The sequence below is a fragment of the Empedobacter sp. EJD.6dd genome, assembly GCF_057369435.1.
Window position 1 is genome coordinate 1 of the sequence record NZ_JBXYAV010000002.1, and the last position, 7,538, is coordinate 7,538.

At 25.7% G+C, this 7,538-nt stretch carries 8 protein-coding genes; 5 read left to right on the forward strand and 3 right to left on the reverse strand.

What is annotated here, in order from left to right; genetic code table 11:
• The 5 genes from AC2I98_RS15920 to AC2I98_RS15940 all read left to right on the forward strand — a co-directional run bounded on the left by AC2I98_RS15920 (position 1) and on the right by AC2I98_RS15940 (position 2,420).
• Entirely contained in the window at positions 1 to 1,011 is a 1,011-nt protein-coding gene (locus tag AC2I98_RS15920) for a replication initiation protein (protein WP_448352660.1), read from the forward strand.
• A 114-nt stretch (positions 1,012 to 1,125) separates the two neighbouring features.
• Complete coding sequence (locus AC2I98_RS15925) at positions 1,126 to 1,587, forward strand: hypothetical protein (RefSeq protein WP_448358112.1); 462 nt, start codon at positions 1,126 to 1,128, stop codon at positions 1,585 to 1,587.
• 11 nt (positions 1,588 to 1,598) lie between these two features.
• Positions 1,599 to 1,820, forward strand: coding sequence for a hypothetical protein (locus tag AC2I98_RS15930; protein WP_284584290.1), 222 nt, complete (start codon positions 1,599 to 1,601; stop codon positions 1,818 to 1,820).
• Between the two features lie 68 nt (positions 1,821 to 1,888).
• Entirely contained in the window at positions 1,889 to 2,104 is a 216-nt protein-coding gene (locus AC2I98_RS15935; RefSeq protein ID WP_188320247.1) for a hypothetical protein, read from the forward strand.
• Complete coding sequence (locus AC2I98_RS15940; protein ID WP_284584291.1) at positions 2,094 to 2,420, forward strand: type II toxin-antitoxin system RelE family toxin; 327 nt, start codon at positions 2,094 to 2,096, stop codon at positions 2,418 to 2,420. The genes AC2I98_RS15935 and AC2I98_RS15940 overlap by 11 nt, the downstream gene beginning before the upstream one ends.
• 344 nt (positions 2,421 to 2,764) lie before the next feature.
• Here the strand turns inward: AC2I98_RS15940 and AC2I98_RS15945 are convergent, their stop codons facing one another.
• The 3 genes from AC2I98_RS15945 to AC2I98_RS15955 are packed head-to-tail and all read right to left on the reverse strand — an operon-like array spanning position 2,765 to position 5,320.
• Entirely contained in the window at positions 2,765 to 3,601 is an 837-nt protein-coding gene (locus tag AC2I98_RS15945) for a hypothetical protein (protein ID WP_486414100.1), read from the reverse strand.
• A 1-nt stretch (position 3,602) separates the two neighbouring features.
• The gene (locus tag AC2I98_RS15950) at positions 3,603 to 4,433 is read right to left on the reverse strand and encodes a hypothetical protein (RefSeq protein WP_486414101.1); all 831 of its coding nucleotides are present in this window, start codon (positions 4,431 to 4,433) and stop codon (positions 3,603 to 3,605) included.
• Between the two features lie 2 nt (positions 4,434 to 4,435).
• Positions 4,436 to 5,320, reverse strand: a complete 885-nt coding sequence (locus tag AC2I98_RS15955) for a hypothetical protein (protein WP_486414099.1) — start codon at positions 5,318 to 5,320, stop codon at positions 4,436 to 4,438.
• Positions 5,321 to 7,538: the final 2,218 nt, after the last annotated feature.

Consider the following 7,538-nt stretch of genomic DNA (forward strand, 5'->3'; position numbering starts at 1 on the left):
ATGATAATAAACAATAAAGAAGTTTTACAGTCCTATATTTTGACAACTGCAAAATATGATTATTCTGTTTATGAAAAAAGAATCCTCTATCGAATTATTGAACTAAATCAAAGTTTAATTGAAGGCAAGAAATTAAATCAAAACTATTCAATAGAAAAAGATATTTATGACGATGTTAAATACACATTACCTGTATCTGCTTTTTTAAACAATAAAGAAGATTATGAAGATAAAAATCATGCAAGAATAAAAAATGCTCTTCGAAGCTTACAGAAAAAAATAATATCATACGATGATGAAAAAGAATATAAAAGTGATGGTATAATTTTCAAAGTTAGAATTAATAAATATTCTCAATCTGTTTCTTTTTTTGTTACAGATTGGATTTATCAAACTTTAATGGATTTTTCTAAAGGATTTAGAAAGTATGAACTTGAAACTGCTATGAAATTTGAAAGTGTTTATGCAATGCGTTTTTATGAATTGCTTTCTGAACAGAAAAAACCCATTAATTATTCTATTGAAAATTTGAAAGAAATGTTTGGTTTATTAGACAAATATAAATTGACTGCAAATTTCATCAATAAGGTTATTATTCCTGCAAAAAAAGAATTGGACGAAAAAAGTCCTTATACGTTTAATTACGAAAAACTCACTGTTGGAAAAAAAACTACTGGGATCAAATTTATACCAATTTACCAACCACAATTTGAAGATAAAGAATTGAAGAAACAGAAATTAATGAAACAAATTTCTAAACGTTGGTTTATTCCTAAAAACATAGAGGATTACTTAATCCATAATTTTGAATTTACAGACAAGGAATTGAAAAATAATTTAAACTTATTTGAATCACTTTACAATTATTTATCTGAGGATGAGTTGTTAGATTTTTTAGTAGAATTAAGAGAACCTTCTGTCTACGCTAATAATCGAAAAGGATTTATTATTGGAGCTTTAAAGAAGAAATTTGAACAAATTTTTGAAGAAAAAAATATCTTAAAAAAATAAAATAGCGACACATAAACGACAGCTTAAAACGTAATAAATTATTTGTATTTCAGATATTTATAAAATAATTAAATAATTTTAGCGACAAGCAAACGACAAATAGCGACAAGTAAAATGAATGAAAAATACACTTCTGAAAATCTTGCAGAAATATTAAAAATAAGCAAACGTACTGCTCAGAGATATATAGATAAACTTTTAGATAAAACAGGTAAAGAGGTTTCTTTCAATGAAGATGTTCTTAATTTGTTGGTTCAGCGACACAATAACGACAACATAACGACAGATGACGACAACGGAATAACGGAATATTTCACAGAAGATGAATATCAGGAATTCCAAAAAAGATTAACCGAATACCCTTTGCTAAAACAACAACTAGAAGAATCGAAAGAAAATCTTAGTACTCTTCTTAATGAGATGGAATATCATAAAACTGCATACACAAAACAATTGCTTTTACATGAAAAACTTATTGATTCTATAGCAGAAAAAGCAATTAATGAGCGAATTATGTTAGATTCAATACGCCAACGCAATTTTATTGAAGCAAAAGAAAAAGGGTTAGATCAATAATTTCTCCAGCTATGAAAAGAAAATTAATTGATTTGGATTTAGAAACACAAAGACGTTTATCTATCCTTGCTTCTGCAAACGGAATGAGTTTAAAAAAATATATCGAATATATACTTTTCCAACACGGAAACGATCATTCCATTACAATTGAAAAAGAAATTAAAAAACAAAAAACTGCATCTAAAAATCAATTATCTATTTTAGATGAAATAAATAAACAAGTAACTCAATAAAAATAACTTGTACAGTTTTTGTATTTTTGTTTTCAGATTAGTTACGTTCATTATTAAAGAATTAAAATATGACAACACAAGAAATCTATATAGTAGAACCATCTACATCAGAAGAAGCTAAGGCATTAAAAGCATTTGCAAAAGCTTTAAAAATGAAAATTACAAAACAAAATAACTCAAGTAATATCAAAGATGAAATTTCTCAAGCCGTTAATGAATTGAATTTAATAAAGGACGGTAAATTAAAAGGAATTTCGACTAAAGAGTTACTAAATGAGTTATAGTATTATTGCTGTTCCAGAGTTTCTAAAACAAGCGAAAAAATTAGGAAAAAAGTATCGCTCCATTAAAGACGATCTTTCTTCTCTATTTGAGGAGTTAGAACAAAATCCTACTCTTGGAACAAACTTAGGAAACAACTGCTACAAAGTACGCTTAGCTATAAAATCTAAAGGAAAGGGTAAAAGTGGTGGAGCAAGAGTTATTACTCATATCTTAATCGAAAACGAAACTATTTATCTACTATCTATTTATGATAAAAGCGATCAAGATTCTATTTCAGATGAAGAAATAAAAGATTTATTAAAAAATATAAAATAAAGCCTTAATATTTGAAATACTAAGGCTTTATTTTGTCTGCTTTGGATATGCTGTTTCAACGCAAAAATGCGGTCTACAGAGTATCCCTAACTACAAAATCATTTATCCAAAACGGCACTCTCACAATATCAATATTTTAGCCTAAATAATTTAGGTAGATAATAATGTTTATGTTAAACAAAATATAGAAGTGTAAGGCTTTATAAAATATAAAATCCACAATCTAATTGGTTGTGGATTTTTTTATATATATCGTATATACTTTACATAACAGTTTTTATGTAAAATATATAAAAAGGCATGATCTAATAAATCATGCCTTTTCTAATTATAATATTATTTCTTTAAAACAATTTTTCTATTGTTAAATAAGTTGTTTTAGAAGGTCTTACTTGATAAGTATCTGCAACAGTTAAAATACTAATAGCACTACTAATCTGAATTTTTAATAAATCATCCTTACTAAATTTACCAACAAATTCCATTGTTCCTGTTCTATTAGCTCCAGCTGTAATTAATATAGCTTCGTTTAAAGGGATATCTTTTCTTGCTAAGATATAGTTGTTTTTCAATGCTCTTATTGATATTACTGGAGGCGTAACATGAATTCCAGAAGTCTTAATACCTAAACTAACTATAACCCTATATAAACCCGATTCTTTAAATGTAAAATTACTATAGTCAGCACTGTTTAATGTCCCTTTTTGATTAAGAATACCTAATTCATCTAAATTAGAATCATTACTTGTTAAGTCAAAAGGTACGTCATCAGATCCACAACCTACAAGAAAACATCCAATAGTGGGGTAATTTGAATCAGATAATTTAGGATCTAAACTTACATTTGTATATTTATTATGCCCTTCAAATAAAGTTTCTTTCCATTTTTCTCCATCATAAACCACAATTCTTTTTATATCTTCTTGATATAGAATCATTCCTTCCATAGTTGAATCATCATTAAAAAAATCGATTTCATTTGGATTATACAAAGGTAATTCTGTTTTATTTTTTACAGAAGGAAGTTTTATTCCTTTAGAATCTTCTGAATTATCATTTTTATTAATTATTCCTAAAATTGTATTTTTATTATTAAAGTTATCATCTCCAATTATAACTTGTGCATTTACCAAATTAAACATAAAAAGGTTGGCAAATATTATATTTTTTAATATTTTCATATTAATCTAATTTTTCAATATATAAAAAGGTATCTTTGTCATTCATAACAAAAGTTACTCCTGATCCTAAATTTACTCCTTGATCGGCCTGTATTCCTCCTTTTAATCTTATTTTATTTCCTTTTTTTAAATACTTAGTAACGGAAAAACTATTTACAGAATTTGAACTACCTGCCGTGACAACTAATCCTGTTAAAAGATAATAATTTTCATAAATTTTTTGCCAGTCGTCATTCTCTAAAAATTTGGCTTGTAAAGATAAAACTATGGAATTATTACCAACGGACAATCCTCCTGCGCTATTTATTTTAATAGAAGGATTTATACGATAATAACCATCTTCTTTAATTTCAATTTCACCTTCACTTAAATTTAAATTTAAATTATTGATTGTACTTTTATCAATATCATTGGATATATTAAAAATAAGAATAGGTCTTCCTGTTATCCCTAAAACATTAGCTACTGTTGGATTAGCACTATTAGAAGAAAAAATACTTAGGTTTTTATAATTTAAAATGCTTTTTTCTTGACCTGTAATCCATTTATAACCATCATATTTCATAATATCTTTAGATTCTTTACTATAAATTAATAATCCATTATCATCTGGATTATTATTATAGAAATCTTCTTCTGAAGAATTATAATTAGGTAAGTCATTATTTTTATTTACAAAAGGAATTATTATTCCTTTGTTATCAATATTTTCCACTTCAAAAAGAGCTTTTGGGTGTATATCTTTGTCCTTACCAATTTTAATTTGAGAATAAACCTTATTATGGTTAGCCATCATAAAGATAATCAATATAAAAAATAATTTTTTATTCATAATTAATCACTAATTTTTGTAAACATTATTTCTCGAGGATAATTTTCTGCTATTATTTCATCTGAAGCAGCTGTCATAGTTACAACAACAGAAACTGTTGCTCCAGGAGAATCAATGCGAGGTATAATATAATCTCCTTTCTTTAATCGTATTTGAGTAGAACTATATGCACCTGTTTTAGTATCCCCTCCAATTCCTAAAACACCATAATAATCTGGTGCAAAATCCGTTAATTTACTTTCTTGGAAATTTCCATTTTCATCTTGAAGATATCCTCTTAATTGATACCTAGGTCCAGCTGTAAGGCTAACAGCACCTCCTGTTTTAGATGGAATACTAATAGATATTTCATATACTCCAGGTTCTTCAATAATAAATTTTGCATTACTAAAATTATATGTTATTAAACCATATTTTATACTTGCAGTTTCTGTTTTAATATTTAAATTATTATACGATTTTTCTCCATCTATTGGTGCACTAAATTTTAAAGCTACATGTTCTCCACAACCTAATAACACACAAACTACAGATTGTTGATCATCTTTATTTGATAAAAATCTAGATTTATTGAGTTTAAAATTTTCTTTTGACTTCTCATTGATCCATTTTTCTCCATCATAAGTGTAAAATGTAGCGTGTTTATTTTCATACATTAACATACCTTTCATTGTTTCGTCTTTATCAAAATAATTAGTGCTTAAATTATTATATAAAGGTAGATATTCCATTTTTGAAACACTAGTAGGATAAAGCCCCATAGCTTTATTTTCTGGCGCTTTTATAATTAAAGATGCCTTTGAATGTATATTAATTTTATTATCTACTGATATACTAACTTGAGAATATATAGAACTTGAAAGTAATATAAGTATAAATTTTTTCATAAAAGATAAATATAATTACAAATCTATGCCTTTTTTTAAAAACAATACAGTGTTTTTAATAAGTATCTAGAATGTTTATTAGTATGAATAATATTGAATTAACATAATTGTTATTATAGAATAACCTTTATGTAAAATAGGACTTAAAATAAAAGAAGTCTATCAGAATATTTTTGATAGACTTTTTTATTTGTTGTTCAGTTGCATAGTTGCATCTGCTTTTCTCTTTTTTTAAAAATTTTGATTGCGACTTTGACGAGCAATCAATTCCTTATCCCGTAGGGCAAGGTCATTATTTATTTAAAATACTGTAGTTTACGGAGGTTTTCTGAATCAAATAACACACCTTGCTATTTTCTGATTTTAGCATAAAAATTAATAAAACAATGTGTTTTATACTACTTGCTTATTTCTGTGAAATACTACTTTTGAAAAGTATCTAACTATACTACATATCAATAAATTACAACAATAATTACTACTTTATTTTAGCTAAATTAGTAATTATATTTTATAATCAATTGAATATCATAGGAATATAAAACAAATCGGGTTATCCCCGATTACTGCTTGCTATTCCTACTTTCATTCGGAATACTATTTTTTCATCTCAATTTAATAGTTTAAACTATCGATTTAAACTATTAATAATTCATCGAAAATCACTTCCCCTACATTATACTTTTTCCCTTTTTTAAAATTCCATCAATCATATTAAAATTTTAAACATATTACATTATTGTATTTTATTCAAAAAAAGCTTATTTTATGTTAAAAACTGTTAAATGTTCCATTTTTAAATATTGATTATCAGCTACTTCCTTAAAAAATGTTCCATTTTTGTGAAAACTGCAATTTTCAACACATTGGAAATTAAGTAAATACCGAACCTTGTTCGGTATCCTCTTGCTTTTTTTCACTTTTTTTCAAAAACATAAAAACGATGGTTTTTGATCACTTAATTTTGATTGATTTTTCTCCATTAAATTGAAAATTAGAATCGTGTATAAAGAGTAAATTTCAACTCTAAATAATCACCTTAAAAAATGCGTAAGTAAATACAAATCACTTAATTAAAATAAAAATAATTACTCAATAATAACAGAAATAATTATTTACAAAATCAATAACATTGATAATCAACCAAATACATATTTGTATTCCGTAGGATACAAGCACCCTCTTGCTACTCACTATTTCGATCAAATTTCACGTAAAAAAGAGTTCCGATTTTTACTTTCCTTTTTTCTAAAAAGGCAAGTTGTTATTTAGTATGTACGTGCAAATCCACATCTTGCATCTAATTGAAATTTTAAGAAATTTTTTAAGAAAAAAAAGCTTACAAAAAATACATTTTAGAAAAGAAAAAACGAAAAAAAAGAAAGCCATTTCAACAAGTGCAGCATCACTAAATTTTATATAAAAAGGAAACGGCTTTATGCTAAAATTTAATGATGCGAAACTTACCTTTGTTTTCTTTTGATTTGTTTTACTTTGGTCATTCTTCGTTGTTATTTTATCTAATAATTAAAACCCCACTTGTTTTTAACTCAAATTAAGGAGTGAATAAGCTTGTATATAGTTATTTTTTAGCTTTAAACAGCTTTAAATATTTTTTATTATAATTTCTGAATGATTAAAAATAAAGTGTCTTAAAACGCAAAAAAAAACGACCTCAAAAGAAGCCGTTTTAAAATCGTTTCGCTTTCAAATTTATGGTTAAACATTAAATTTGAGCAACAAAAACACATTAATGAATTAAAAATCAATTAATTAAAGTAGATAAATTTTATCAAAAATAAAAATCCGCCCCCCCCCTTGGTGCGACCTGCGGTCTGCTATTTCCTTTTTTTTGTTTTTGTTTTTTTCACTCCAACGAAAACAGTGAGATTCAAACGAACTCCGAAAAGTCAATTTTTCAAAGAAAAATGACTCCTTATAAACTTAAAAATTACAATGTTTTTGTATTTAATAAACATAACTTATTATACATTACTTATCGGCTTTCGATAAAAAACGGATATATATTTGATATATATATATATTACAAAGATTTTCAAAAGTCTTATTATTACTTTTTGAATACCTTACTATTACTTTTTGAATACTTTTTTAATTTCCTATTATTACTTTTTGAATACTTACTATTACTTGTGTTTTGTAAGTAATAATTAGTTATATTTGTATTCATGAAGTAATAATAACGCAATTCTAAACG

Excerpts from the sequence above, each read along its gene's own strand:
- AC2I98_RS15945 (WP_486414100.1), bottom strand. The coding sequence starts at position 3,601 with ATGAAAATATTAAAAAATATAATATTTGCCAACCTTTTTATGTTTAAT.
- AC2I98_RS15955 (WP_486414099.1), bottom strand. The coding sequence starts at position 5,320 with ATGAAAAAATTTATACTTATATTACTTTCAAGTTCTATATATTCTCAA.
- AC2I98_RS15925 (WP_448358112.1), top strand. The coding sequence starts at position 1,126 with ATGAATGAAAAATACACTTCTGAAAATCTTGCAGAAATATTAAAAATA.
- AC2I98_RS15950 (WP_486414101.1), bottom strand. The coding sequence starts at position 4,433 with ATGAATAAAAAATTATTTTTTATATTGATTATCTTTATGATGGCTAAC.
- AC2I98_RS15920 (WP_448352660.1), top strand. The coding sequence starts at position 1 with ATGATAATAAACAATAAAGAAGTTTTACAGTCCTATATTTTGACAACT.
- AC2I98_RS15930 (WP_284584290.1), top strand. The coding sequence starts at position 1,599 with ATGAAAAGAAAATTAATTGATTTGGATTTAGAAACACAAAGACGTTTA.
- AC2I98_RS15935 (WP_188320247.1), top strand. The coding sequence starts at position 1,889 with ATGACAACACAAGAAATCTATATAGTAGAACCATCTACATCAGAAGAA.
- AC2I98_RS15940 (WP_284584291.1), top strand. The coding sequence starts at position 2,094 with ATGAGTTATAGTATTATTGCTGTTCCAGAGTTTCTAAAACAAGCGAAA.